Here is a 25,257-nt window from a genome sequence, read left to right on the forward strand (position 1 = left end):
ATGAAACTGATTGATACCAAGGCGTTGGCGACAGATGTTACCGCGCATGAAGTAAGTCCACAGACGGTCAATGTTGATCCCAGTGCCTACAGCCGCATAGGCTGGTTGATCATAGTGTTTGGTGTACTGGGCTTCCTGATCTGGGCAATTTTTGCCCCACTCGATAAAGGGGTGCCGATGTCCGGCAATGTGGCTAAGGAAGGAAACCGCAAAGCCATCCAATACCAGTTAGGCGGAACCGTTGAACGTATCCTGGTTAAGGAAGGCGAGCAGGTTAAGAAGGGGCAAGTCTTGGTGCGGATGAATGCGGTGAATGTGACCGCACAGTCCGAAGTGTCCAAGACTCAGTTGTTGGCGTTGCTGGCGACCGAAGCGCGCCTGCTGGCAGAGCGTGATGGCAAGTCGGCACTGGTACATACGGCTGAGATGGCGGCTTATCAGAAGGAACCCATTTTTCAGGATAATTTGCAGCAACAAGTTCAGTTGCTGGCATCGCGCCAAGGGGCACTGGCGAGTGAACTGGCGGCGGCAGAAGAAAGTATTGCCGGGCTGAAGTTCCAAATCGCCGGTTTGCAAGCAGCACGGGAAGCTAAACAACAGCAACTAGCCATACTCAAGGAGCAGGTTGGTAATTTGCGCGAGCTGGCCCGCGATGGCTATGTAGCGCGTGCTCGTTTGCTGGACGTAGAGCGTAGCTATTCCCAGACTGAAGGCGGCATTGCGGAAGACGCGGCAAATATTGGTCGTTGCCAGCGCCAGATTGCTGAGTTGACCTTGAAGCGCGCACAGCGTACTCAGGACTACCAGAAGGAAGTACGTACGCTACTTTCAGATGTGCAGCGTGATGCTCGCGCATTGATGAGCCGTCAGGTTGCTGAGACGTATGCGGTGGGTAGCGTCGAGGTGAAATCGCCGGTAGATGGCTTTGTGATCGGCATGGCGGTCTTTACGGAGGGGGGCGTGGTGCAGCCGGGTTTCCGCATGATGGATGTGGTGCCGCTCAATGATGAATTGATTGTGGAAGGACGCTTGCCAATTAATCTGGTGGATAAAGTGCACGAGGGGCTGCCAGTTGAACTGATGTTTTCAGCCTTTAACAGCAATACCACGCCCCACATTAAAGGCGTCGTGAAATTGGTTTCGTCGGACCGTCTGCTGGATGAGCGCAACGGCACACCCTATTACAGTGTGCAAGCGAAGGTGCTGCCAGAAGGGATCAAAATGATGCAAGCGAAACAGATGAGTATTCGTCCTGGTATGCCAGTCGAGTTGTTCGTGAAAACGGGCGAACGTAGCATGATGAGCTATCTGCTCAAGCCAGTGTTTGATCGTGCTAAGTCATCGATGTCGGAGGAGTAATGGGGCAGCGTTCAATGTTTCGGCGCACTCCGCTAGTGCTGGCTCTGTGTGCCGGTCTGAGTCTGCTGAGTGCGCCTGCTAGTGCGGCATCGCTGAGCCTTATAGAGGCTTACCGCGCCGCGCTTGCCAATGATTCAGCTTATCGTGCAGCAGTTTATGCCAACGAAAGCGGCCAGGAAAATCGCATTTTGGGTCGTTCGAATCTCTTGCCTAGCCTGTCTGCGAGCTATAGCGGCAGCAAGGCCCACAGTGATATTACCTACGGCAGTAAGGCACAGCCGCAGCAGGACTACATTAGCCGCTCGGCCAATGTGCAGTTGCGTCAGTCGCTGTTTAGCCTGGACGCTTGGGCGCGTTATAAACAGGGAGGCTTGCAGTCCGATTACAGCTCGGCTGTGTTTCTGAGCGAGCAGCAGCAAGTGATTATGCGCACGGTAAGTGCTTATATCGAGTTGCTCTTCAAGGAAGACCAACTGGCACTGGCCCAGTGGGAGCGTGATACTTATGTGGAGCGTATGAAGGCGAATGATCGCTTGTTCGCTCAGGGGGAAGGCACGCGTACCGATATGCTGGAAACGCGTGCACGTCTGGATGTCGCCGAAGCGGGCCTGCTCGACGCACAAGATAATCTGTATTCGACCCGCCTTGCCTTGGAAGCCATCGTGGGAGGGCCGGTTGAGTCGCTCGATCATTTGACGCCTGAGTTTAACGGACGTGTCAGTGAGCCGATGAGCTTCGATGCTTGGAAAAGGGTAGCGCTGGAGCGCAATCCGGATTTGAAGGCCAAATTGATTGCCGTTGAAATTAATCAGCAGGAAATTAACAAGGCGCGTGCAGGCCATTTGCCACGCATGGATCTGGTAGCCACATACGGGAAAAATACGTCGGAGTCGATTAACACCATTAATCAGGATTCGACTACCCGTAGTATCGGCATCCAGCTCAATATTCCCCTGTATTCCGGTGGTGCAGTGAATGCTTCGACGCGACAAGCTGTGGCAAATAAAGAAAAGGCTTTGGCTGATCTGCAAGCGGAAAAGGATAAGCAATTGCTTGAGTTGCGCAAGAATTTCGACAGCCTTACTAGTAGTGCTGCGCGGATCGATGCATTGATGAAAGCGGTGGAATCGGGGCGTTTGTTGGTCAAGGCAACGGAGCAGAGTATCAAGGGTGGCATCCGGATTAATCTGGAGTTGCTCGACGCGCAACGCCAATTGAGCTCTACGCAACGCGATCTAGCGCAAGCGCGCTATACCTATGTTCTTGCACACTTTAAATTGCGTGCGGCGGCAGGGACATTGGGCGAGAACGACGTACGTGAGATTTCCGCGTATTTTCGTTAATTAAGGAGTGCGTGATGGATCCATTGAAGATCGAGCAACAGCTGGAAGTCACAGTCAACGGGGTTAGTTATCCTGTTGCTGAACTCAGTGCCGAAGCACAGGCCCAGGTAACCAATCTGCAATTTGTCGAAGGTGAGATTACTCGCTTGAATGCCCAGCTTGCTGTGTACATTACTGCCCGCATAGCGTATGAAAATGCGCTACGCGAAGCATTGCCCCGTTCGTTTCAATAGTTGTTTCCTGGACCGCCACGTATAATTATTTTTCATAATTATTGCGTGCCGGTCCATGAACTCTTCCAATCTTCCGTACAACCCCCGTCTTGATCAGTTACGCTGGCTGGCCGCGACTATCGTTTTTCTGTTCCACTTCTACCTGGAATACCGCGGACAAGGCGGTGTGCAAATCACCAATGACTGGCTGGGGTTGATCAGCGAAGGGCATACCGGGGTGGCTTTATTCTTTACCCTGTCTGGTTTTCTGTTCATGCAGATCGCCCAGTATCAGCAGCAGATCGATTATCGGGAATTCCTGCGCAACCGCTGCCTGCGCATCCTGCCCTTGTTCTTGACCATCTTTGCAGTCGCCTTATCGATAGGGCGCGATAAATTTACTCCGCAGGATCTGCTCTACCTGTTTGCCACCAATCTGGGATTGGCGCCTACTTCCTATACGCCTATCACAGGAGCGGCCTGGAGTATTTCGGTCGAATTCTGGTTCTATCTGGTGTTTCCATTTCTGGCCCGCTTCACTTTGCAATATGGCGCGCGCTATCTGCTGAAGTTACTGGCGCTGATGCTGTTCTTTAAGGTGGCGTCCTATACCGTCAATGAGAAGAGCACGCTGATGTATTTCAGCACCATGGTGGGACGCTTCGACCAGTTCCTGGTCGGCATGCTGGCGGCCGTGCTTTATCAGCGCCACAGTGGCTGGATTCAGCGCTACGTGGGCTGGCTGTTGCCACTGGCGGCACTGCTGGTAGTTGCCGATAGCGCGCTGCAGTCACATGTGGCCAAATTCGAACCCTATACGCACCGGCCGTTCTGGATCGTCTGGTCGCTGCTAGAATCTATCGGCTGGAGTACCTTGATTATGGCGTGGGTGGCTTACAAACGTCCGTTGCCGAACTGGTTAGACCGTACGCTGGGGCAAGGTGGGCGTATCAGTTTCTCTTTCTATCTGTTGCATATGGGTGTGCTGCATGTCTGGATGCAGTATGTTGGCTTGCCTGCAATTACCACAAATCACTGGATAAATACGTCGGTTGCACTGATAGCAACGTATGCAGTCACCTGGCTGTTGTCCACGTTGTGTTACAGCGCAGTGGAGCAACCATTCCTCGCCCTGCGGCGTTCCTATGGAACCCGAAACGTTGCGGTGTAGCCATATTCTTTAGTGGATGTTTTATTCGCTGCTTGTTTTCGGCCATGTCTCTTGCATGCTCCATGCGTTTTTTTTTGCTGGCAGGCAAGATACTATGAGTTTATTTCCTAATGGAATTGTTATAATTAAATTGCTACTTAACAATTTCCGCAAGCTCAGCTTAGCTCAGCTTAGTTTAGCGAAAGCTCCCACACTTCTATTTGGTTACAGATTATGCGTCATCTAGTTTTGCTTAAAGTTTGCGTGGCAATTTTGATAGGATGCTGTACTGGCTGGGCGTTGGCCGTACCCACCCGAGTTGACTTGCTGATGGTGTATACGCCAGCGGTGCTAGCAAAAGAAGGTAGCGTCGCTGCCGTTACCGCGAAAATTCGTGCGATGGTTAAGTCTGCTAATGCAGCTTATGCCCGCAGTGACGCTGACGTATTAGTCAATTTGGTTGATATTCGGGCAGTGAACTACAAGGAGTCAGGGAATGGCGACATTGACCTAAACCGCCTGTTGCTCAAGGCGGATGGATATTTAGATGAAGTACTGCTTTGGCGCGAAGAAACAGGAGCCGATGTGGTGGGGATGTTGGGGCAGGGGGGCGGCGGCGTGGCGCGGTTGCCTATGTCACCGGATAGCTCGGAGCGAGATTTCGGGTTCTGGATTTCTAATGTCCCAACTGGCGGTGACATAAGTATTTTGGCGCATGAGTTGGGACATGTGCTGGGCGCTGGCCATCATCTGGATAATCCCTATAATTTAGGAAGATGGGATTATTCTCATGGTCAAATTAGCGTTGGCCAGAACTATGTTTTTTCAGATGTGATGGTGTCTGGAGGCGGATTACCGCCGGGCGTTACAGCCAGTCCGGAACTAATCGAAATGTTTTCCAATCCCCGGCTCTACTATGATGGGGTGGCTACAGGCACAGCTGAAGGGCTCAGTCGTGCTGCAAACAACGCCCGGACCTTACGCGAGATGGCACCCTTGGTGGCCGCATATCGGCCAGAGAAATTAAGTCGCGGGGCGCCCTTGAAGCCTGTGATCGAGCTCGATGCACCACTCGTCATGTTGAAGGCGCCAGGTTACGGCGCTTCCTTCTCTGCCAGGGTAGATGCCTCTGTTTTTCCATCATTACAGTGGCAATTTTCTGATGATCTGGGGTTGCACTGGCAAGATTTGGCGGATAGCCTGACCGTTTCGGGTAGCCGTAGCGCGAATGTATCGATCGCTGCCGTGGATGCCGCAGCACATGGTCGGCAATTTCGGCTGGTGGCGACCAATAACAGTGGAGTATCAGTAAGTGGCGTTGCGACATTGTTGATGAATGTCTCTTTAGTTACCCAGCAGATAGAGCAGTCATTTGGTTCTTGGATTAATGGTTGGCAAGAGATAGTTCCTGCAACTAACTATATCCAAGCCATTGATGTGAATTTGAGTGTAACGGGACACCCGCCTGCAATTACTGCAGTCTTGGAAACACTGGACGGGAAACCCTTGGCCCGTACTCAGGTGACCATCGCGGCTGACATTCCCGAAACGCCGATCTGGGTGCGCTTGCCATTTAATGTCGCTGTCGAGCCTAAGCAAGCTTATCGTTTGCGCTTATCTATGCCGGAAGCTGAGGACGGCACATATGAAGTGCGCTGGCGCGGCAGTTTAGACAATCCTTATCCTGCCGGCCAGGCGAATTTCTCTGCTAATACGGATCTGAGTTTTCGCGTATATGGTACGGAAAGTCCGCAGGGCAAGCCGGCATCTATTCGGGTAGCGGGTTGGCACTTACTGGGCAACGGCACTCTAGCGTCAATGCAGGTGGCTAGCCTGTATGGCGATGCCAGCAAGACAGAATCAGTCTGGCACTGGAATACGGCAACGGCACGTTGGGGTATCTATTTGCCGGCACTGAGTGCGGATGCGTTGGCAAAATACGCGGCCGAGCGCGGTGCAGATGTATTAACGACGATCGATGCCGGCCAAGCCTACTGGGTCAATTTCAAGCAAGCCTACAGCATGCCTATACCTGCCGCTGTGCCGCTTGAAGCCAGCGCATACCGCCAGATAGGGGCGGGCTGGCACATGGTTGCAATCGGAAGCGCGATAACGCCGCAAGCGTTTCATCAAGCACTGGATGAGAGTGATGGCGCTGTCAACTTCAGTTCGTTGTGGGTGTGGGATAACACGCGTGGCAAGTGGTATTACTATTCGCCTGCGCTGGCCGCGCAGGGCGGCACGGCCCTGGCCGACTACGCGCAGGCCAATGGTATGCTGGACTTCGCTACCGAAGGCAAGCTGATTGAAGCCCATACGGGTATCTGGATCTACAAATAATTGCAGGCCATGGCGCATGGTGGGCAGAGCCCTGCCCACCGTCGCAAGCTAATGCAGCGCTGAGGCTGCATCAGCCTAGCCTATTTGCCGTAGCAGTGCGGGCAGGATTTCTCGAATACGTATTCGGGCGACAGTTGCTGGCGCGGCGTGACCACGGCGCGGCACACGAAGCACTGGGTAGTTTCGGTCGGTTCCAGCTTGGGATTGAGCGCGGTACGGTAGTCAAACACGAAGCAGTCGCCCGTGTAGTGCGCACCACCCACTTCTTCAAAATACTTGAGGATGCCGCCTTCGAGCTGATACACATCCTGATAGCCGATGTTCTGCATGTGGATGGCAGCTTTTTCGCAGCGGATGCCGCCGGTACAGAAAGTCACCACGGTCTTGCCGGTGAAATCCTCCTTGTGCGCAGCGATCACTTCCGGGAATTCGGTGAATTTCTTGATGCGGTAATCGACCGTGTTATCAAACGTTCCTACATCCACTTCGAAATCGTTACGGGTATCCACCATTACCACTGGCTGGCCTTTATCGTCCACGCCGTTATCAAGCCAGCGCTTGAGCGTGGCCGCTTCGACGAAGGGCGCACGGCCATCTTCCGGCTTAATCAGCGGCATGCGCATGGTGATGATTTCTTTCTTGAGCTTGACCAGCATGCGCTTGTGTGATTGCTCGTTCGAATAGCTTTCCTTGACTTCCAGATCAGCAAAACGGGCGTCGCTACGCACCCACGCGAGGAATTCGTCGATGTGGGCGCGGGGGCCGGAGAGGAACATATTGATGCCTTCCGGCGTCAGCAGGATCGTGCCTTTCAGGCCTAAACGCTGGCAGATCGCCTGATATTCAGGGCGTTTGGCTTCCGTATCGTCGAAGGTAACGAATTTGTAGGCGGCGATATTGACGTGAGCGGCAGCGGCGGCAGTTGCGGCAGCATGCGCTTCAGCTTGTAAAGCAGTATTAGCGTGCATGATGATCCAGATCAAAAATTTTTCGGAGCCGACATTATACGCAAGCTTGGCCGCCAAGGTTTTTTTACCGTTGATCGGCATTGTGTTTTTCGCAACGCATGCCGGTTTTAACTACATCAGTTGATTTCCGGAGTAGGGGCGCCACACGGTAAAATAGCCGGATATTGAACCCGCAACGAGCAGCATATGAACATGGTAGTAGACCCAGCAGCCACCCCCGCCGCATCCGTCCCGGCAGCTTTGCCTACGGGGCCGGATTTTGTCCACCTGCGCGTGCACTCCGAATACTCCATCGTCGATGGACTGGTGCGCATCGACGATCTCGTGAGTACGGCGGCCAAGGACAAGCAGGCGGCGCTGGCCGTCACGGATCTGGCCAATATGTTCGGCATGGTGAAGTTCTACAAAGCGGCGCGCGGCAAGGGTATCAAACCTGTGGTTGGCGTGGATTGCTGGATCACCAATGACGAGAATCGCGACAAGCCCTCGCGCTTGATGCTGTTCGCGAAAAACCGCATGGGCTATCTGCAGCTGTGCGAGCTGCTGTCGAAAGCTTGGCTGACCAACCAGCACCGCGGCCGCGCCGAACTGCGTACCGAGTGGCTGCAGGAGCTGACCCAGCAGGACTACCCGCTGCTGCCCAATGACGCCAAGGCCAATGGCCTGATCGCGCTGTCCGGCGCCCATTTCGGCGACATCGGCATGGCCATTGAAAACGGCAATCCAGCGCTGGCCGAACAGTTGGCACAGAAATGGGCTGCTATTTTCCCCGGCCACTTCTACATCGAGATCCAGCGCGCCGGCCAGCCTAATCAGGAATCGCAGGTGCGCCATTCGGTGGCGCTGGCGTCCAAGTTGGGTCTGCCCGTGGTGGCCACCCATCCAGTGCAGTTCCTGTCGGCCGATGAATTCATCGCGCACGAAGCCCGTACCTGTATCGCCGAAGGCGAACTGCTGGCTAACAGCAAGCGCGTGCGCAAGTTCAATGAGCAGATGCGCTTCCTGTCGCAGGCGGAAATGCGCGAGCTGTTTGCTGATCTGCCGGCGGCCTTGCAGAATTCGGTGGAAATCGCCAAGCGCTGCAACCTGACGCTGACGCTGGGCAAGCCGCAGTTGCCGAATTTCCCGACGCCGGGTATGACCATCGACGAATTCCTGGTGGCCGAAACCAAGAAGGGGCTGGAGGAGCGCCTGCTGCACCTGTTCCCCGATCCTGTCAAACGCGAGCAGGAACGTCCGCGCTACGAAGCGCGGCTGGAGTTCGAGAACAACACCATCATCAAGATGAAGTTCCCCGGCTACTTCCTGATCGTGGCCGAGTTTATCCAGTGGGGTAAGAATAACGGCGTGCCGATCGGACCGGGCCGGGGTTCGGGTGCGGGTTCGCTGGTGGCATATGCGCTCAAGATTACCGATCTGGACCCGCTCAAATACAATCTGCTGTTCGAACGTTTCCTTAATCCTGAGCGGGTCTCCATGCCCGACTTCGATATCGACTTCTGTCAGGAAAAGCGCGAACTGGTGATCCAGCACGTGAAGGATCTGTATGGCCGCGATGCGGTGTCGCAGATCGCCACCTTCGGTACCATGGCGGCCAAAGGTGCGATCCGCGACGTGGGCCGCGTGATGGACTTCGGCTACAACTTCTGCGATGGCGTGTCCAAGCTGATTCCGTTCAAGCCGGGCAAGCCCGTCTCGATTGCCGATGCGATCGAAGAAGAACCGATGCTCAAGGAGCGCCAGCAGAACGAAGAAGAAGTGGCGCAGTTGCTGGATCTGGCGCAGCAGGTGGAAGGCATCACGCGTAACATCGGTATGCACGCCGGTGGTGTGCTGATCGCGCCGGGCAAGCTGACCGACTTCTGCCCGCTGTACACCCAGTCCGGCGATACCGGCGTGGTGTCGCAGTACGATAAGGACGACGTGGAAGCCGTCGGTCTGGTGAAGTTCGACTTCTTAGGTCTGACCACGCTGACGATTCTCGATCGCGCGGTCCGCTACATCAAGGACCTCGATCCGGCCGAGGCGGAATTCGATCTGGCCAAGCTGCCGCTGAACGACCGCCCATCCTACGAGCTGCTGACCAAGGCCAAGACCGTGGCCGTGTTCCAGCTTGAATCGCGCGGTATGCAGGGCATGCTGAAAGATGCACGGCCCGACCGCTTCGAGGACATTATCGCGCTGGTGGCGCTGTACCGTCCGGGCCCGATGGACCTGATTCCCGATTTCTGCAAACGTAAGCACGGCGAGAAGTTCGACTATCCCGATCCGCGCACCGAATCGATTCTGTCCGAAACCTACGGCATCATGGTGTATCAGGAGCAGGTGATGCAGATGGCGCAGATCGTCGGCGGCTACTCGCTGGGCGGCGCGGACATGCTGCGCCGGGCCATGGGTAAGAAAAAGGCCGAGGAGATGGCCGAGCACCGCGCCATCTTCCGTGCCGGTGCGGCCAAGGATGGCCTGTCGGAAGAAAAGGCCGACGAGATTTTCGACTTGATGGAAAAGTTCGCAGGCTACGGCTTCAACAAGTCGCACGCGGCCGCCTATGCACTGCTGTCCTATCACACGGCCTATCTGAAGGCGCACCATCCGGCGGCCTTCATGGCAGCCAATATGTCGCTGGCCATGGACGATACGGAGAAGGTCAAGATTTTGGTGGAAGATGCCATCGACATCTGCGGCCTGACCATCCTGCCACCCGATATCAACCACTCGGATTACCGCTTCACGCCGGAAGGTCCGGCGCCTTCCGTCACGGGCAAGAAAGTCACCCATATCCGCTATGGTCTGGGTGCCGTCAAAGGTTCGGGCCAGAATGCCATCGAAGCGATTATCGCCGCGCGCAAATCGGGTGGCCCGTTCACCAGTCTGTTTGATTTCTGCAAGCGCGTGGACAAGAAGCAGATCAACCGCCGCACCATCGAATCGCTGATTCGCTCGGGCGCGTTCGACTGCCTGCAAGTGGATCGCGCCGTGCTGCTGGCATCGGTCGGCTTTGCGATGGAATGCGCCGAGCAGGAAGCGCGCGCCGCCAATCAGGTCAGTCTGTTTGGCGGTGATGATAGCGATCTGGTGGCGCCACCCGAATACGTGAAGACGGCGCCGTTCACCGACCGTCAGAAGCTGGCCGAAGAAAAAATCGCGCTGGGCTTCTACCTATCCGGCCATATGTTCGATTCGTTTGCGCCGGAAGCGCGGCGCTTCTGCCGCACCAAGCTGTCCGAGCTGGAACCGTCGCGCGAACCGCGCATGCTGTGCGGCGTGATTACGGGCGTGCGGCCGCAGATGACCCAGCGCGGCAAGATCCTGATCGTCACGCTGGACGACAAAACCTCGGTGGTGGAAGTCACCGTGTACAGCGAAGTGTTCGAAGAGAACAAGCATATGTTCCGCGAAGACGAATTCCTCGCCGTAGTGGGCAAAGTGTCGGAAGACCGCTTCAATGGCGGCTTGCGGATTTCGGCCGAGCGGGTGTTCGACATCATCACGGCGCGCGTCAACTACGGCAAGCAGTTGGGCATGGCCCTGCCGGCTACAGTGGATGTGCGCAAGATGTCGGAGCTGCTGGCGCCGCACCGTCAGGCCGACGGCTTGCCCGTATCGCTGCGCGTCATGCCGCAAGGGGTGAGCTGCGTGCTGCAGCTTGGTGAAGGCTGGCGCGTCGCGCCGTCGGATGAATTGCAGCTGGCCCTGCAGCAGGTGCTAGGCGCGAGCGAAGTGGCGATTGAATACTAGCGCGGGAGGCTGGCCGCTTTAGGCCAGTGCCAGTTCGTCTTCTTGCAGTTGCGGGGCTGGCATAGTCGGATAGCGCTGGCCTAGCGTGCCATTGACGGCTTCGAAACGCGGCGCATGCAAACCCTGGCGGATGTGCAGAGCCAGTTCGCGCAGGGTTTCGTGGCGCTTGCGCGCTTCCGAACGTTTTTTCGATGCGATCGCGGCGAGATCCGGTGCGGCGATGGCCGTGCACGGCAGGCGGTAGTCGCCATCGCTGCGGCGCGTCGCTTCCAGTTCTTGCCACAGAGCGTCGTAGTCGGCATGCACCTTGCCCTGGCGGGTGGCGCTCTGGACGACGCGATTGGCATTGCTCACCAGCCGCATTTCCACGCAGCCGTAGTCATGGCCGATTTGGCTCAGTAGCTTGATCATCAGGTTTTTCGGACGCAGGCCATGCAGTTCGCGCGTGGCGTCCTTGATCAGTTGCAGTCCCTGTTCGCCCTTCGGCCCTTGCATGCAGCCTATGCCCAATTGCATGCCGCGCGTACCCTGCAGGAAGGAGAAGGCACAGCTATATACCAGTATTTCACCTTGCAGCAACTGCAATACCAGCTCGCCTTCGCGTTCCATCGGTTCGATCGCGCGTAGCTGGATGCGGTAGGGCAGGCCGCTCTTGCCGCTAATTTGCCCGAGCATGACCGGTGCGCGCGCCGCGCGCACGGTGAGCGGGCCTAAACCCTGACGGAAAATGAAGCCATAGTGCTGCTGCATCAGATCCACGCGGCTGCGGCAGCAGGCCGTGTTGCTCAGATACGGGCGATAGATTTTGTACAGCAGGCGGGGGCGCGATCTGACCAGATCGAGAAACATGGGGTGGGAGTTCAACAAGCCCAGCCATGCGCCGGTGGCTTCACGGTGCCATAGGCCGCGCAAGGAAAGTTTCAGCGACTCGCGCAGCCGCTTCAGGCCGCGAAAGCCGATCACGCCGGAGCGAAGAGAGATGGTGTTGGACATCCGGAAACTTTCATTACACTTTATTCAAGTCGATATGGTAGCGGCTGTGTAACGCAATGTAAATTGGTGTAAAGACCTACGCTTTTCCCTTAATAATGGCGGTCTGGAAAAATAGCCTCTGCACGGCGTAAACTCTTGGATTCATAAGGGAAACGCGTAGGCATAAAATGCAGTGATTATTGCTTTCAGAAAATGCATAATGCTACAAAACGATACAAAGCCACCTATGCATCAAGTCCGTTCCCGTTATCTGGAATTTCCAGCGTTCATAGCGCTGTACCTGCTTTTCGACTGGGCCACTTATGTCGATCCGCTGTATGGCTTGAATATCACGCCCTGGAATCCTGATCCTGCGCTGGGGCTGGTGTTTTGGCTGCGTCATGGCTGGCTGGCGGCATTGCCGTGGTGCGTGGCGCTGGTCGGCGGCGAGCTGCTGGTGCGTGGCTTGCCGGCAGGCTGGTGTATCACGCTGTTAAGTTCGCTATGGCTGACTTGCGGCTACGGCATGCTGGGGGCGATGTTGCGGCGCCAGTTTGGCGATGGCGGCGTGTTCGATAGCCGCGATCGCATGTTCCGTTGGGTAGTGATCGTGGTGGTAGGCGCGCTGCTCAACGATCTGGGCTATATCGCGCTGTTGTCGGCGGGTGGGCTGATTCCGCTGGGGCAGTGGGGCGAGGCCGTGTTGCGTTTCGGCATAGGCGATGTGGTGGGCATACTGGTGTCGATGCCGCTGTTCTGGATGCTGTCCAGTTCCTCCGGCCGGCAGCGCCTGTTTGCGACCGTGTGGCGCGCCGAGACGCTGGGCTATCTGGGGCTGACGATAGGCGTGCTGTTTCTGGTGTTCGGTTCCATCGCCACCTCGGAATTCAAGCATTTCTATTTCCTGTTCCTGCCCGTGATCTGGGCGGCGTTCCGGCAGGGGCTGTACGGCACGGCGCTGATGGTCTTTACGCTGCAGGCAGCCATAGGCGCGCTGGTGAAATGGAACCATGCGGTCGATATTGCCGTGCACGAGCTGCAGATGCTCGATGCCGTGCTGGCGCTGGTGGGTTTCTCCATCGGTATTGCGGTGGATGAGCTGCGCAAGGCCTCGAATGAATTGAAACGCACCTTGCGCCTGGCGGCGGCCGGCGAAATGGCGGCCGCGCTCGCGCACGAGCTGAACCAGCCGCTGACGGCGCTCGGCGCTTATGGCAAGGCATGCGAATTGCTTCTCGAACGCGGCGAAGCAGGTGAAGTGATGAAGGGCGCGATTCAGCGCATGATCGCCGAGTCGGGCCGGGCGGCGGATGTGGTGCGGCGCCTGCGCGATTTTTTTCGTACCGGCGCAATCAAGCTGGAATTGCTCGAAATGAATCAGGTAGTGGCTGATGTGAGCCAGCAGTTCCTCGGCCCCATGCGCGAGCAGGGCGTGGTGCTGACCATCTTGCCGGCACCGGCGCTGGCCGTGCAGGCTGACCGCCTGCAGCTAGAGCTGGTGCTGCGCAATTTGCTGGCCAATGCCATGGAAGCCGTGCAGGAGCAGCCGGCCGGGCAGCGCCATGTGACGGTGACGGTCAGCCAGATAGCGGCCCAGCGCCGGGCCGGGCGCGCGCGCCATGGCTGCGTGCAGTTGTCCGTGGAGGATAGCGGTAAAGGTATTTCCTCGGCGCAGGCCATGCGCCTGTTCGAGCCCTTTGTGTCATCCAAGGCGAGCGGGCTGGGACTGGGGCTGGTGCTGAGCCGCGCCATGATGGAAGCGCACGGCGGTTCGCTGTGGGCAGAGGTGGCGCAACATGGTATTTTCAGATTGGCGCTGCCGCTGGTGCGGGCGGAAGAGCAGCTAAATACGCAGGTGAATAATGCAACATGATCTAACTATTTTTATCGTCGACGATGATCCCGCAGTGCGCGACGCACTAGGCTTGCTGCTGGGCGTGCGCGGCTACCGCACGGCCATGTTTGCCAGTGGCGAAGCCTTCCTGCAGGCTTGGCAAGTGGCTTGGCGCGGCTGTCTGCTGATCGATATCCGCATGTCCGGCATGGACGGGCTGGTATTGCAGCAGGACCTGCTCAAGCGCGGCTGCACACTGCCCATGATTATCATGAGTGGCCATGGTGATGTGAGCATGGCGCGCGCCGCGTTCCGCGCCAATGCCATTGATTTTCTGGAGAAGCCCTTCGATGATGCCAAGCTGATTGCCGCCATCGACGAGGCGCTGGAGCTGGCGCGCAGCCACCATACGGCGCAGGAGCAGCACGACCGCAGCCTACACCTGCTGAGCGAGCTGACGCCGCGCGAGCGCGAAGTGATGAAGCTGGTGGTGACGGGGCGGCATAACCGCGATATCGGCCCCGAACTGGGCATCAGCGTGCGCACGGTGGAGGTGCATAAAGCCCGGCTGATGGCCAAGCTCGGGGTGGATAATGTGGCGGATCTGGTGCGGATCAGCATGCTCGACAAGAACAACTGAACCGCAGCGCGGAAATGCCCGCGCCGGGCAGCTTAGCCGGCAGCGTGTTCGCGCAGGCCGTGTACGGCCACGATGGTGCGGTCCGCAGCACGCTGCAGCACCACCTTGCGGTTGCTGGTTTCCTGGTCGCGCTGGTTTTCGCGGTGCCATAGGTGGAACACTTCCGTGCTGAAAGCGCCGTCCTTGCGCATCACCCCCGCATTAAACAGGCGCACCACCAGATCGGAATCCTCATGGCCCCAGCCGAGGAAGCTCTCGTCGAAGCCGTTGACCATGTCCAGATCACTGCGCCAGACGCCCAGATTGCAGCTCTTGATGCGGCGCCAGGTAAAGCGCTTGCTGGTGCGCCACAAGTCGGGCCAGGTGGCCAGCAGTTGCAGCACCTTGTTGGTGTCGCCGCGCACGCGCCAGCCCAGCTTCTGGCCCAGCGTCAGGCTTTGCAGATCGAGGTGCTGCTGCAGCGTGCGTTCGGTAGCGGCCGGACTGAGCAGAATGCGGCTGCCCGATACCAGATAGCCGCGCTGCGCCAGTTTGCGGTGCTGGCTGATAAAATCGCGCTGCGGTACGCAATCGCCGTCGAGGAACACGATGTAGTCGCCATGGGCGTCCAGCGTGCCCAGATTGCGCGCTCTGGCGGCACGGAAGCCCAGGTCTTCCTGCCACACATGGCGCAGCGGCATGGGCGCACGCGCCTGCAGCGCGGCGATGGCCTGCTGCGTGTTGTAGCCGGAGCCGTCATCAGCGATAATGATTTCGAAGTCCTGATCGTCCTGGGCGAAGCAGGCCTCGATGACGCAAGTCAGGGCATCAGGACGGTTATAGGTGGTGACGACGACGGAAATAGTGGGCGATGGCATATTGGAAACTGCGCGCACGAAGGGCAGTCCCGTCGCACCGCATAAAACATAAAAATGCATGAATAATAGCTCACCTCCGAATCGCGCCAGCACTGTCTTTATCCACAGCCTGATTTTCATGCTGCCTTTTCTGGCGCTGATCAGCAGTTTTGGCGTAGGCCTGTGCAGTTTCGCGTTTCTGCTGGCCGCGATTTTCTACCGCCGTCCGGCCATGGCGGCGCTGCGGCCCCATATGCCGGCCGTGCGCCCCGTACTGATCGCGTTTGCGCTGGCGCTGCTGCTGGCCGTGCTGAACCTGTGCTTCAGCAGCGGCGTGCTGCTGCGCGATATGGAAAAACCCACACGCATGCTGGCTGCGGCCACCGTGATGCTGACCGTGCTGGCGCTGAGGCCCCAGCGCCGTGCGCTATGGTGGGGCCTGATCGCGGGCTCGATAGCCGGCGCCATCTTCATTGCCTACCAGCGCTGGGGGCTGGGCGTGGACCGGCCGGGTGGCCTGATTAACTCGATTACCTTTGGCGACATCGTGCTGTGTATGGGCCTGCTCTGCCTGGCCGGCATGCAGGATTTCCCCGGCCGCGCTGCGCTGTGGCCCGGCCTCGGCGCGCTGGCCGGGCTGTTTGGCTCCATCGCTTCGGGCACCCGTGGTGGCTGGCTCGCCATCGTGTTCGCGCTGATCGTGCTGCTGCGTTACAGCCACGTGCTGCGCGGCCGTCTGCGCAAGGGCCTGGCCTTGCTGGCGCTGGCGCTCATGGTGAGCACCTTCTTCATTCCGCAAACGGGCGCCCGGGTGCGGGTGGATCAGGGCATCAACGATGTCGAACAATATCTGAATGGCGGCGAAACCTATACCAATGTGGGCATCCGCTTTGAACTGTGGCGCAGCGCCGTGCAACTGATCAAACAGCACCCACTGCTGGGATTGAACCCCGTCAGCGAACGCAGCGAGCTGCAGGCGCTGGTGGTACAGGGGCGAGTCCACCCTTACGTGCTGGATTTCCCTCATTATCACAACGATATCTTGCAGATGCTGGTATTCGGTGGCGTGACCGGCCTGCTGGTGTGGGCGGGTACGCTGGTGGTGCCCATGCTGTTCTTTGTGCGCATGCTGAACTGCCCCGAGGCCAGCCGCAATGGCGCGTATGCGCCGGCGCTGGCGGGGCTGCTGCTGGTGCTCAGTTACTTTGCCTTCGGTCTGACCGAAGTGATTTTCTGGTCAGTGCGTAGCTGTATGTTCTACGCCCTGATGCTGTTTCTGTTGATAGGCCTGTGTCTGAATACGCAGTTGCCGCCCGCGAGTGGAGAAAAGGCATGAGCCAACTGCGTACCCTGGTGATTTCGCCCAACTGGATAGGCGACGCCGTGATGGCCCAGCCGCTGCTGCAACTGCTCAAAGCGGCCCATCCGGAGCGCCCCATCGATGTGCTGGCGCCACCGGCCGTATCGCCCGTCTGGCGCCAGATGCAGGAAGTGGCGGAAGTGCTGGAAACCCCGTTCCGCCATGGCGCGCTACAACTGAAGGAGCGCTGGAAGTATGCGCGGCTGCTGCGCCAGCGCGGCTATGCCGATGCCTACGTGCTGCCGAACACCATCAAGTACGCATTGATCCCCTGGCTGGCCGGCATTGCGCAGCGGGTCGGTTACAAGGGCGAGAGCCGCTATGGCCTGATCAACCTGATGCACCATGACGAAACCCCGCCGCGGCCTATGGTGGCGTTCTATGCCGCGCTGGGTGCACCCGTGCTGGCCCAGCAGAGCGCAGCCACGCGTGCCGCGCTGCCCAAGCCGCGCATGCAGGTCAGTGCCGAGCAGCGTCAGGCCGTCTGCACGCGGCTGGGCATCGATGCCGTACGGCCCGTGCTGGCACTGGCGCCGGGCGCGGAATTCGGCGGCGCCAAGCGCTGGCCGGCCAGCCACTTTGCCGGTCTGGCCCGTGCCGTGGTGGCGCAGCAGCCTGCCACGCAGGTGATCCTGCTCGGTTCACCGAAAGATAAGGAAGCCTGCATCGAAGTCGCCAGCCAGCTAGCGGGCGCGCAGGTGTTCAATCTGGCTGGCGCTACTTCGCTGGCCGAAGCGATTGCGCTGATCGCCGTGAGCAGTGCCGTAGTGGCCAATGATTCCGGTCTGCTGCACATTGCATCGGCGCTCAACCGTCCCGTGGTGGCGCTATACGGCCCGACGGACCCCGACCATGCGCCGCCGTTTTCCGATCTGGCCGCGTCGATTTCGCTGCGTCTCGCTTGCGCGCCATGCAAGCAGCGCGAATGCCCGCTCGGGCATCAGGACTGCATGGTCAAGCTGACACCGGAGCTGGTGTGGCAGCGCCTGCAGCCTATGTTGGCGGCCCGCTAGCATCCGCTACGCCCACGCCCAGTAGCGCAAATGCTGCTTCGGCCACGGATGGTGGCACCAGATGGCCGCCATCGAATTCTGCGTAATGCACCTGATAGCCTTCGTTGGCCAACTGGGTAGCTAGCGACTGGCCCCGCTCGACGGGCAGCACGGCATCGCCCGTGCCATGGCCGATGAAGATGCGCGGACTGGCGCTGCGCGCATTGGGCAGCATGCAGCCCGGCGAGAACGCCAGAATATCGCTGAATAGCTCGCCATTCATCAGCCCCACCGACAGTGCATACGAAGCGCCGTCGGAAAATCCGGCCAGCGTGACGGCATTTGCGGCGATTTCATGGCGCCGCATGACCCACATCAAGGACTGGTCGAGGAAGTCCATATCGGGACCGTAGCCGCCACGAAACATATCCCAGCTCGTACCATGGGCCTCCGGTATCAGCAGCAGTGCCTGTTCACGCACTGCATAGCGCAGGGCAGCCGCATCAGCGCCGCCATGCTGGCCACGGGCGCCATGCAGCAGCACCAGCAGCGACAAGGCCTGTCCGGTGGCGTGCGGAATGTACAGCACAGCTTGACGCTGGGCGGGGAAAGCCAGTTTGTGTATGCCGGCGGGCAGCGCCAGAGCGGCGCTGGCGCCGTTGCCATAGAGCGAGGTACGGGCCTGCAGCCGCCCGTGGTGCACGGAAGCAGGGCTGCTCGGTACGGGACTGGTCATGGCGACTCCTGCACGATCACGGGGTTAATCCAGTGTAGCGGGTTTTGTCCGGGTGGGTGGATTTCGCAGGTCCGGATAGGTGGGCCGCCGCCACCAATATTTCTTTTTGCCACAATCAATAAAATTCTCAAAATAAACAATTATTGCCACACGGAAGTTTTTAAAATACACTTTCATTATAGTGTTTTTAATAAAAAACGTAATTTTGTTGATTTTGGAGAGTATTTTGTCCAGTCTAGATCGTTCTGTACTGCGGCTAGCAGCCCGCGCTCTGGTGCTGCTGGTGGCGGCCACCACGCTGACCGGCTGCGAGGGCCAGCGCCAGGCGCTGGCTGACGTGCTGGCGCCGCCCGATGCGGCCGTCATTGCCCAGCGTATCGAACTTGCCGCAGAACGCGAGCAGACCGCTGCCGCGGTGGAAATCGGCACAGGCTTTTTGCAGAAGCATGCTGATCCCGAGGGACTGGTTCATCGTGCGCTGGTTGGTGCTTATCTGGCCAGTGGCAATGCCATGCAGGCCGCACGGCACATGGAACTGGCTGTTGCTGCTGGCGCAACGGCGGCACCCAAGGCCGCGCCTGAATCTATTACTTCCCTTCCCGCTGCCGCAGCCCCGCTGCCGCCGGCCAGCATACAACAGAGCTCGCAAGGAATGAGCGTACAGGCCGGCGATGCTGCAGTCACTGTTGGCAAATAAACCTAGTTGTTCTATCCGGAGATTAAAGAAATGTTCATGAAAAAACTGGTCCTGCCCTGTCTGATCACCGCCTTGTGCGCCGGTTTGCCGGCTTACGCAGAAACCGTGGAAGCCAAAGGTAGCTCGGAAGAAGTCAGCATTCAGGAAAGTGGCAGTCTGCTCAAGGCGCGTAAGCTGGCCAAGAAAGCGGCAGATCGCGATGCCGTCATGGCGGCGCTGAAGAACCGCATGAACATCAGCAAGAACAATCCGGCCGTGCAGGAAGCGGTGGATGATCTGGTCAAGCAATTGTCCGACAATCTGCTGACCAGCTACAGCACGGATGGCGATCTGGTGACGGCCAAGTCGGTGCTTAAGGCGGAAGCCAGCGAAGTATATGAACTGGCACGTTCGATTGATGGACTGATCTCCAGCAAGGCGCTGGCCAAGATCGTATTCATCATTGACGAATATTTCGGTGTCGGCACGATGCTGGAAGCGGGCCAGCCGCTGAGCACGGAGATCAAATTCCATCAGGATAAGAGCAGCGCCTCTTCGTCCAGCAAGGCGGCCGCTTCAGCATCGTCGTCCAAGGACGCTATTGCCGTGGCTGCCAGCTCCAAGAGCGCGGTTGCGTCCAGCGATAGCGCGTCCATTTCGGCGCGCGACAAGGGTTCCTTCAGCGCTAGCGAGCAGCGCGGTGTCGCCGTGGCCGACCGCTACGGCAATTCCGGCGCGGCCGCCAGCGATACCCGGGTAGCCGGTTCGCGCGATGCGAGTCTGGATGCTAGCCGTAAGTCCTCGTTTGCCGGTTCGCAGCAATCGAGCTTTGCCGGTGCCGCCAGTTCGGAACGGGCTGATGCGAGTTCTTCCAGCTCGGCTTCGGCATCGAGCAAGAAAGATGTGACCGACTTCAGCTTCAAGCAGACCTTTGCCGGCATCGATAATGCCAAACCGTCTGATACCTCGGCGGCGCTGATCGGCAAGGGGCTGGAAGAAGTCGCCAAGAAATTCGGCCTCGAATACGTTCCAGAGAAAGATATCCGCACCGAAAAAGGTGCGCGCCTGCTGATTTCCGATATGGAGCGTCAGGGCAAGTTTGACGCGATCACCCAGAAGGCCTCCCGTCAGCCGTATATGGCCAACTATATCGTGTATGGCACGGCCGTGATGAATACTACCGGCAAGACCGCCAGTGGTGACGTGACCTGCTCCGGCGCACTGGGCCTGACTTCGTATAACGTGGGCACCAATTCGGGTCTGGTATCGAAGAAGCTGACGCGTGAAGCACAAGGCAAGGTCGATCAGGAATGCCGTCAGCGTCTGGCTGCTGCACTGTCGGAAGATGCCGCGCAGGCGATCAGTCTGGCCGCTACCAAGGAATTGCAGCTGAAAGCGGTGCAGGGCGAATCGTTCTATGTATTCCTGCATAGTGCCAAGAAAATCAAGGCATCCATCATGCTGGCCTTCCCTGATCTGCTGAAGTCGATCAGCAAAGAGATGCAGGAAGATCCTAGCAAGGATCTGAGCTGGTCGGTCAAGGCCAAGGAAGGCTTTATCAACAAACTGCGCGCGCTGGTGGCCCAGATCGCCGAAGAGAATCCCGATGCCAAGAATGCCCGCATCATTGTCAAAGGCGGGCAGATCGCGGTGAGTATCGACGGCTCGGCACCGAAAGGCTTCTGATATGGCGCGCCCTAGCTTGCGCAGCGCCGGCCTGCTGCTATGCACGGCCTTAGTGGCCAGTTCGGCCAGCGCGCTGGATTACTACGTCTATCCTATCCGCGAAATCGAAGGATTGAATCTGGAAGGTAAGGCGCGTACAGCGCGACCGCTGATCGATAGCCGCATGTATGACGTATTCACGCGCGACGTGCAGAAAAAGCTGCTGGGGGAGTTTGGTGCGGCACTGGCGGCAGCCTATCCGGCTTCGATCGTGCACGCTACGCAGGTGCGCGATGTGAAAAAGGGAAGTTATGCCTATCTGAGCGAGGGCGTGGCCTGTGGTCAGGGTAGCTTTGCCGTAGCAGTCAATGCCGCCTATGCAATGGTCATGGGGGTGACGCGCGCTTCGCTGTATGCGGTGGAGAAGGGCGCCAATGTCGAATTCCTGATGCCGGTCACGCTCAATGTGCAGGTGCTCAAGGCCGAGCGCTCGAAACTGGCCTACGTGGCCAGCAGCACCCAGTACACCACGGTGGTGGTGAGCAAGGCGGAGTTAGGGCAGAAGAGTACCGATGCGCTGCTGGCGCAGGCGGTGGTGGCGAATACGGAGAAGCAGATCCGCGCGCTGGTGGCCGATGTGCGCGAGCATTTCAGTCCGCAGCAGAAGCCGGTCAAACTGACCCACAAGGTGGGTGATTACTGGGTCACGGATCAGGGCTATGGCGTCGGTTTCGCAGCTGGCGAGGATCTGGAAGCGAGCGACCCCGCCCGCCCCGAGCAGGATGCACTGGTATTCAAGGTGATTAGCACAGATCAGCATTACACCGTGCTCAAGGCGATCAGTGGGGCGCCCCAGTTAAACGCCAGCTATCAGTTCGTGTTTTCCAGTCTGGGTAGCGATGGCAGCAAGCCGCGCGTGATGCCGGTCTACTCGGCTACACCGGAAGGGCAGGCAGGCTATATTGCGGCGGATCTGTTCTCGAAGAATATCGGCTTCAGTGCCCCTTTTACACTGGCGCCGGTGGATATCAATTTTGCCGATACCATGGCCTCGGTACGTCAGCAGGCCAACTGTGCGCGGTGGGATAAATATCCGTCCTCCAAGCAGGTGTATGACAGTCGCAGCGATGTGCCGGACTTCTTCGTCCGCTTCGGCGTCTGGAACACGCCTGTCTTTGTGCAGACGGGGGCGGCCGGTGTGAACAGCGAAGAGAAATTTGGCACGCTGGTAGCCGGTACCTTGCTGGATAAATCCGGCAATGCGATTTTTTCGGAGCTGGGCAGCGACCAATATGTCATCAAGCGCACCAGCGGCGCGGGGCTGGCGCTGGCCAGTGCCAAGGAAATCTCCAGCAAGAACGCAGTGGTGGATCTGAGCCAGCGTTTCCTTAAGAACGTGCGTTTCGACGTGCGCGACTATGTGATCAGCGAAGCCCAGCCGGGACAGTTCATGGTGCAGGGACTGCAGCTGAACGAAGGTCAGGACATCACCTTCGACGTGCTGCATCCGCTGGGCGTGAAGCAGGGTGGTGCCGCAGTGCTGGTGAAGCTGGCGGCAGAGGCGGCCGATGCGCCGCCGCAGAGCAAGGGCACAGGTACGCTGTTCTCCTACCGTAATCTCGATCCGCGCAATTATCCGGCCGTTAGCAACGGCGACATCTTCCGCGTCGTGGCAGCGTCACGTGCCGGGGTGCCCGATCTGGCCAGTTGCGGGCCTGTCACCGGCTCTACCGGTAGCCTGAGCGGCGAGTTTCTCGGTGCCGTAATCGAGCACGCAGTCGGGCACGCGGGCAATTACAACCTGCAGATTACCGATCCGGCTTTCTACAGTGCTGCCAACACGCTGTTACACGACGGTTTCTACAAGATGCGGCTAACCCCGCCGCCGGTGCCAGCCGCTTGCTACAAGGGCGGCTATGTACTCAAGGCTGGCGATCGGCAGTGCAACGCCGAAGGCTGTACTGCCAAGCTCGTACTGGGACTACGCGCCACCATACAAGGCAAGACGGGCGTACTGAAGGATGCCATAGCCGGCGAAAACATACAGATTTCCGGTGCCCATGAAAGCCAGGTGGAGAACCTGGCCGGCTATCAGGCGCTGCAAAGTAGTAGCAACGTAGCATCCGAATTACTGAAACGGCTCAATGCCAAATAATCACAAAGGAAAGCACAGCATGAAGATCAAAACTCTGGTAATGGCTCTGTCGATCACCGGTGTACTGGCGGTTTCTGCACCAGCTTCGGCCCAGTTCGGCGGCCTTGGTAGTGCACTGGGCGGCGGTAAATCGGAAGCCAAGGGCGACATCGACGGTCAGGTGAAATCCTTCATGGAACAGAGCGGCAACACCTATAAGCTGGTGTATAACTCGCTGAAAGCGGTAGAAGCTGCCTACGCGACGGCCGAGAAAGCCGCCAAGATTCAGGAAGAAGTGGCTGCCTTCAACAAGAGCACCGACCCGAAAGAACAGCAGGCTAAAGCGGCTGAAGCCCTGAAGACAGATGGTGCACTGGTAGCCGAACTGGCCCAGAGCAAGACTGCGCAGGAAGACACCAAGAATCTGAGCAAGGACAAGCAGAAACTGCTGCTGGCTGGCGTCAGCAACTTCACCATCGCAGCACTGGGGGCCGGTAACCTGGGCAAGACCGGTGGTGATATCGTCAAGAGCGTTTCCAGCAACCCGATGAGCATGGGTAAAGTCATGCCGGTAAAAGATGCGCTGCCTATCTTGGCCGATACCGTTAGTGTCTCCGGCAAGTTGCTGCCAGCGCTACTGAAAGTGATGAAAGGCGCGAATCTGTCGGTGCCTGACGTGAAGGCTGAATCCAAGCCGGCCGAACTGAACGCCGATATGTTTAAATAATCTGCGCTAATCGATTTTCGATCTTCGATCTGGGGGCTGGTCGGGCATAGTTGCAGAGGCTGCACATTTGCCCGACTTGCCCCCTTTTCTTTCGGCGCGCTAGCGCTACATCAGGATGACGTCGTACTGTTCCTGATGGTAGGCCGTCTCCACCTGTAACGAAATCTTCTTGCCGATGAAATCACCGAGCATGGCCAGATGCTGCGATTCTTCTTCGAGGAACAGATCGACCACTTCCTGCGAAGCGAGGATGCGGAATTCGCGCGGGTTGAACTGCTTGGCTTCGCGCAGCAGTTCGCGCAGGATTTCATAGCAGATGGTGCGCGAAGTTTTGACCTGTCCCTTGCCGTTGCAGGCCGGGCAGGGTTCGCACAGGATGTGGGCCAGCGATTCGCGTGTACGCTTGCGCGTCATCTCCACCAGTCCCAGCGCCGAGAAGCCGGACACGGAGACTTTGGTGCGGTCGCGCGACAGGGTTTTCTTCAGCTCGAGCAGCACGGCGTTGCGGTGCTCGGTGTTTTCCATGTCGATGAAATCGAGGATGATGATGCCGCCCAGATTACGCAGCCTTAGCTGGCGCGCAATCGCATGCGCCGCTTCCAGATTGGTCTTGAAGATGGTGTCGGCAAAATTGCGTCCGCCCACGAAACCGCCCGTGTTGACGTCGATGGTGGTCATCGCTTCGGTCTGGTCGACGATCAGGTAGCCGCCCGATTTCAGATCGACGCGGCGCCCCAGTGCGCGCAGGATTTCTTCTTCCACGCCATACAGATCGAACAGCGGGCGCTCGCCCGTGTAGTGCTGCAGCCGTGGCAGTACGCTAGGCGTATAGGTCTTGCCGAATTCCTGCAGGTTTAGATAGTTCTCGCGCGAGTCCACCTGTATGGTGGCGGTTTCATCGTGCACGAAATCGCGCAGCACGCGCTGGGCCAGGCTCAGATCCTGATGCAGCAGCGTGGTGGCCGGTTTGGTGCGCGCGCCATGGCTGATCGCGCCCCAAGTCTTGCGCAGGTATTCAATGTCGGCAGCGATGTCGGAATCGCTGGCTTCTTCGGCCTGGGTGCGCACGATGTAGCCGCCTTTTTCATCTTCCGGCAGCAGGCTTTGCAGGCGTGCGCGCAGCGCCTCGCGGTCGGCTTCCTTTTCGATCTTCTGCGAGATGCCGATATGGCTATCCTGTGGCAGATACACCAGCATGCGGCCGGCAATCGAGATCTGGGTAGAAAGGCGCGCGCCCTTGGTGCCTATCGGGTCCTTGATCACCTGTACCGTCAGCACCTGACCGTCGAACAGAATTTTTTCTATCGGGGTCGGCGCAGCGTTCTGGCTGCCGTCGTGCGGACGGGCTTCCCAGATGTCGGCCACGTGCAGAAAGGCGGCGCGTTCCAGACCAATGTCGATGAAGGCAGACTGCATGCCCGGCAGTACCCGCACCACCTTGCCGGAGTAGACGTTACCGGCCAGGCCGCGCGTGAGCGTGCGTTCGATGTGCAGTTCCTGCACGGCGCCCTGCAGAATCAGGGCGACGCGGGTTTCCTGCGGGGTGATGTTGATCAGTATGTCTTCGTTCATAGG

Annotated in this window: 19 protein-coding genes; 14 read left to right on the forward strand and 5 right to left on the reverse strand. The window is 58.4% G+C overall.

All coding sequences use genetic code 11. From position 1 onward, the window contains the following. The 5 genes from GM655_RS02470 to GM655_RS02490 all read left to right on the forward strand — a co-directional run bounded on the left by GM655_RS02470 (position 1) and on the right by GM655_RS02490 (position 6,404). Positions 1 to 1,359 carry an HlyD family type I secretion periplasmic adaptor subunit gene (locus GM655_RS02470; RefSeq protein ID WP_155433033.1) on the forward strand — a complete coding sequence of 453 codons (1,359 nt, stop codon included), beginning with the start codon at positions 1 to 3 and terminating at the stop codon, positions 1,357 to 1,359. Further along, positions 1,359 to 2,702, forward strand: a complete 1,344-nt coding sequence (locus GM655_RS02475; protein WP_229632342.1) for a TolC family outer membrane protein — start codon at positions 1,359 to 1,361, stop codon at positions 2,700 to 2,702. Before GM655_RS02470 ends, GM655_RS02475 begins: the two co-directional genes overlap by 1 nt. Positions 2,703 to 2,716: 14 nt before the next feature. Next, complete coding sequence (locus GM655_RS02480; protein ID WP_155433034.1) at positions 2,717 to 2,935, forward strand: DUF6447 family protein; 219 nt, start codon at positions 2,717 to 2,719, stop codon at positions 2,933 to 2,935. Positions 2,936 to 2,990: 55 nt separating this feature from the next. After that, positions 2,991 to 4,085 (forward strand): acyltransferase family protein, encoded by a 1,095-nt coding sequence (locus GM655_RS02485; RefSeq protein WP_155433035.1) that lies wholly within the window; start codon positions 2,991 to 2,993, stop codon positions 4,083 to 4,085. Between the two features lie 303 nt (positions 4,086 to 4,388). Further along, on the forward strand, positions 4,389 to 6,404 hold the full coding sequence (locus tag GM655_RS02490) for a reprolysin-like metallopeptidase (protein WP_196308688.1): 2,016 nt from the start codon (positions 4,389 to 4,391) through the stop codon (positions 6,402 to 6,404). Between the two features lie 80 nt (positions 6,405 to 6,484). Here the strand turns inward: GM655_RS02490 and GM655_RS02495 are convergent, their stop codons facing one another. Then, positions 6,485 to 7,372, reverse strand: coding sequence for a sulfurtransferase (locus GM655_RS02495; RefSeq protein WP_155433037.1), 888 nt, complete (start codon positions 7,370 to 7,372; stop codon positions 6,485 to 6,487). 186 nt (positions 7,373 to 7,558) lie between these two features. Here GM655_RS02495 and dnaE point away from each other — a divergent pair, with 186 nt between their 5' ends. Further along, positions 7,559 to 11,110 carry a DNA polymerase III subunit alpha gene (dnaE, locus tag GM655_RS02500; RefSeq protein ID WP_155433038.1) on the forward strand — a complete coding sequence of 1,184 codons (3,552 nt, stop codon included), beginning with the start codon at positions 7,559 to 7,561 and terminating at the stop codon, positions 11,108 to 11,110. Positions 11,111 to 11,128: 18 nt separating this feature from the next. On the opposite strand, the gene GM655_RS02505 is transcribed toward dnaE, so the two are convergent. Next, the gene (locus tag GM655_RS02505; protein WP_155433039.1) at positions 11,129 to 12,103 is read right to left on the reverse strand and encodes a VirK/YbjX family protein; all 975 of its coding nucleotides are present in this window, start codon (positions 12,101 to 12,103) and stop codon (positions 11,129 to 11,131) included. A gap of 226 nt (positions 12,104 to 12,329) precedes the next feature. On the opposite strand from GM655_RS02505, the gene GM655_RS02510 reads away from it, so the two are divergent. Both GM655_RS02510 and GM655_RS02515 read left to right on the forward strand, forming a co-directional pair. Beyond that, positions 12,330 to 13,955 (forward strand): ATP-binding protein, encoded by a 1,626-nt coding sequence (locus GM655_RS02510; protein WP_155433040.1) that lies wholly within the window; start codon positions 12,330 to 12,332, stop codon positions 13,953 to 13,955. Beyond that, positions 13,945 to 14,556 carry a response regulator transcription factor gene (locus GM655_RS02515; protein WP_155433041.1) on the forward strand — a complete coding sequence of 204 codons (612 nt, stop codon included), beginning with the start codon at positions 13,945 to 13,947 and terminating at the stop codon, positions 14,554 to 14,556. Before GM655_RS02510 ends, GM655_RS02515 begins: the two co-directional genes overlap by 11 nt. Before the next feature lie 32 nt (positions 14,557 to 14,588). Here the strand turns inward: GM655_RS02515 and GM655_RS02520 are convergent, their stop codons facing one another. Continuing rightward, on the reverse strand, positions 14,589 to 15,413 hold the full coding sequence (locus GM655_RS02520; protein WP_155433042.1) for a glycosyltransferase family 2 protein: 825 nt from the start codon (positions 15,411 to 15,413) through the stop codon (positions 14,589 to 14,591). 58 nt (positions 15,414 to 15,471) lie between these two features. On the opposite strand from GM655_RS02520, the gene GM655_RS02525 reads away from it, so the two are divergent. Beyond that, on the forward strand, positions 15,472 to 16,728 hold the full coding sequence (locus tag GM655_RS02525) for an O-antigen ligase family protein (RefSeq protein ID WP_155433043.1): 1,257 nt from the start codon (positions 15,472 to 15,474) through the stop codon (positions 16,726 to 16,728). Further along, positions 16,725 to 17,765 carry a lipopolysaccharide heptosyltransferase II gene (gene waaF / locus GM655_RS02530; protein ID WP_155433044.1) on the forward strand — a complete coding sequence of 347 codons (1,041 nt, stop codon included), beginning with the start codon at positions 16,725 to 16,727 and terminating at the stop codon, positions 17,763 to 17,765. Before GM655_RS02525 ends, waaF begins: the two co-directional genes overlap by 4 nt. Here the strand turns inward: waaF and GM655_RS02535 are convergent. Next, positions 17,746 to 18,480, reverse strand: a complete 735-nt coding sequence (locus GM655_RS02535) for an alpha/beta hydrolase (protein WP_155433045.1) — start codon at positions 18,478 to 18,480, stop codon at positions 17,746 to 17,748. The two genes, waaF and GM655_RS02535, sit on opposite strands and share 20 nt — an antisense overlap. Positions 18,481 to 18,706: 226 nt before the next feature. Here GM655_RS02535 and GM655_RS02540 point away from each other — a divergent pair, with 226 nt between their 5' ends. Genes GM655_RS02540 through GM655_RS02555 form a run of 4 tightly spaced genes read left to right on the forward strand, consistent with a single transcriptional unit; the run spans position 18,707 to position 23,682 of the window. After that, a complete protein-coding gene (locus tag GM655_RS02540) occupies positions 18,707 to 19,177 on the forward strand; it encodes a hypothetical protein (RefSeq protein WP_155433046.1) in 471 nt (156 codons plus the stop codon). A 36-nt stretch (positions 19,178 to 19,213) separates the two neighbouring features. Beyond that, complete coding sequence (locus GM655_RS02545) at positions 19,214 to 20,842, forward strand: hypothetical protein (RefSeq protein WP_155433047.1); 1,629 nt, start codon at positions 19,214 to 19,216, stop codon at positions 20,840 to 20,842. A 1-nt stretch (position 20,843) separates the two neighbouring features. Then, entirely contained in the window at positions 20,844 to 22,976 is a 2,133-nt protein-coding gene (locus GM655_RS02550) for a hypothetical protein (RefSeq protein ID WP_155433048.1), read from the forward strand. A 19-nt stretch (positions 22,977 to 22,995) separates the two neighbouring features. Then, on the forward strand, positions 22,996 to 23,682 hold the full coding sequence (locus tag GM655_RS02555; protein WP_155433049.1) for a hypothetical protein: 687 nt from the start codon (positions 22,996 to 22,998) through the stop codon (positions 23,680 to 23,682). 105 nt (positions 23,683 to 23,787) lie between these two features. Here the strand turns inward: GM655_RS02555 and rng are convergent, their stop codons facing one another. Beyond that, positions 23,788 to 25,254, reverse strand: coding sequence for a ribonuclease G (rng, locus tag GM655_RS02560; protein ID WP_155433050.1), 1,467 nt, complete (start codon positions 25,252 to 25,254; stop codon positions 23,788 to 23,790). Positions 25,255 to 25,257 lie beyond the last annotated feature (3 nt).

The sequence above is a fragment of the Pseudoduganella danionis genome (assembly GCF_009720775.1).
GTDB classification, from domain to species: domain Bacteria; phylum Pseudomonadota; class Gammaproteobacteria; order Burkholderiales; family Burkholderiaceae_D; genus Rugamonas; species Rugamonas danionis.

Bases quoted from the DNA above. Each gene is read 5' to 3' on its own strand.
- GM655_RS02515 (WP_155433041.1), top strand. From the start codon at position 13,945: ATGCAACATGATCTAACTATTTTTATCGTCGACGATGATCCCGCAGTG.
- GM655_RS02550 (WP_155433048.1), top strand. From the start codon at position 20,844: ATGGCGCGCCCTAGCTTGCGCAGCGCCGGCCTGCTGCTATGCACGGCC.
- dnaE (WP_155433038.1), top strand. From the start codon at position 7,559: ATGAACATGGTAGTAGACCCAGCAGCCACCCCCGCCGCATCCGTCCCG.
- waaF (WP_155433044.1), top strand. From the start codon at position 16,725: ATGAGCCAACTGCGTACCCTGGTGATTTCGCCCAACTGGATAGGCGAC.
- GM655_RS02510 (WP_155433040.1), top strand. From the start codon at position 12,330: ATGCATCAAGTCCGTTCCCGTTATCTGGAATTTCCAGCGTTCATAGCG.
- GM655_RS02475 (WP_229632342.1), top strand. From the start codon at position 1,359: ATGGGGCAGCGTTCAATGTTTCGGCGCACTCCGCTAGTGCTGGCTCTG.
- GM655_RS02520 (WP_155433042.1), bottom strand. From the start codon at position 15,413: ATGCCATCGCCCACTATTTCCGTCGTCGTCACCACCTATAACCGTCCT.
- GM655_RS02470 (WP_155433033.1), top strand. From the start codon at position 1: ATGAAACTGATTGATACCAAGGCGTTGGCGACAGATGTTACCGCGCAT.
- GM655_RS02535 (WP_155433045.1), bottom strand. From the start codon at position 18,480: ATGACCAGTCCCGTACCGAGCAGCCCTGCTTCCGTGCACCACGGGCGG.
- GM655_RS02555 (WP_155433049.1), top strand. From the start codon at position 22,996: ATGAAGATCAAAACTCTGGTAATGGCTCTGTCGATCACCGGTGTACTG.
- GM655_RS02505 (WP_155433039.1), bottom strand. From the start codon at position 12,103: ATGTCCAACACCATCTCTCTTCGCTCCGGCGTGATCGGCTTTCGCGGC.
- GM655_RS02485 (WP_155433035.1), top strand. From the start codon at position 2,991: ATGAACTCTTCCAATCTTCCGTACAACCCCCGTCTTGATCAGTTACGC.
- rng (WP_155433050.1), bottom strand. From the start codon at position 25,254: ATGAACGAAGACATACTGATCAACATCACCCCGCAGGAAACCCGCGTC.
- GM655_RS02525 (WP_155433043.1), top strand. From the start codon at position 15,472: ATGAATAATAGCTCACCTCCGAATCGCGCCAGCACTGTCTTTATCCAC.
- GM655_RS02480 (WP_155433034.1), top strand. From the start codon at position 2,717: ATGGATCCATTGAAGATCGAGCAACAGCTGGAAGTCACAGTCAACGGG.
- GM655_RS02495 (WP_155433037.1), bottom strand. From the start codon at position 7,372: ATGCACGCTAATACTGCTTTACAAGCTGAAGCGCATGCTGCCGCAACT.
- GM655_RS02545 (WP_155433047.1), top strand. From the start codon at position 19,214: ATGAAAAAACTGGTCCTGCCCTGTCTGATCACCGCCTTGTGCGCCGGT.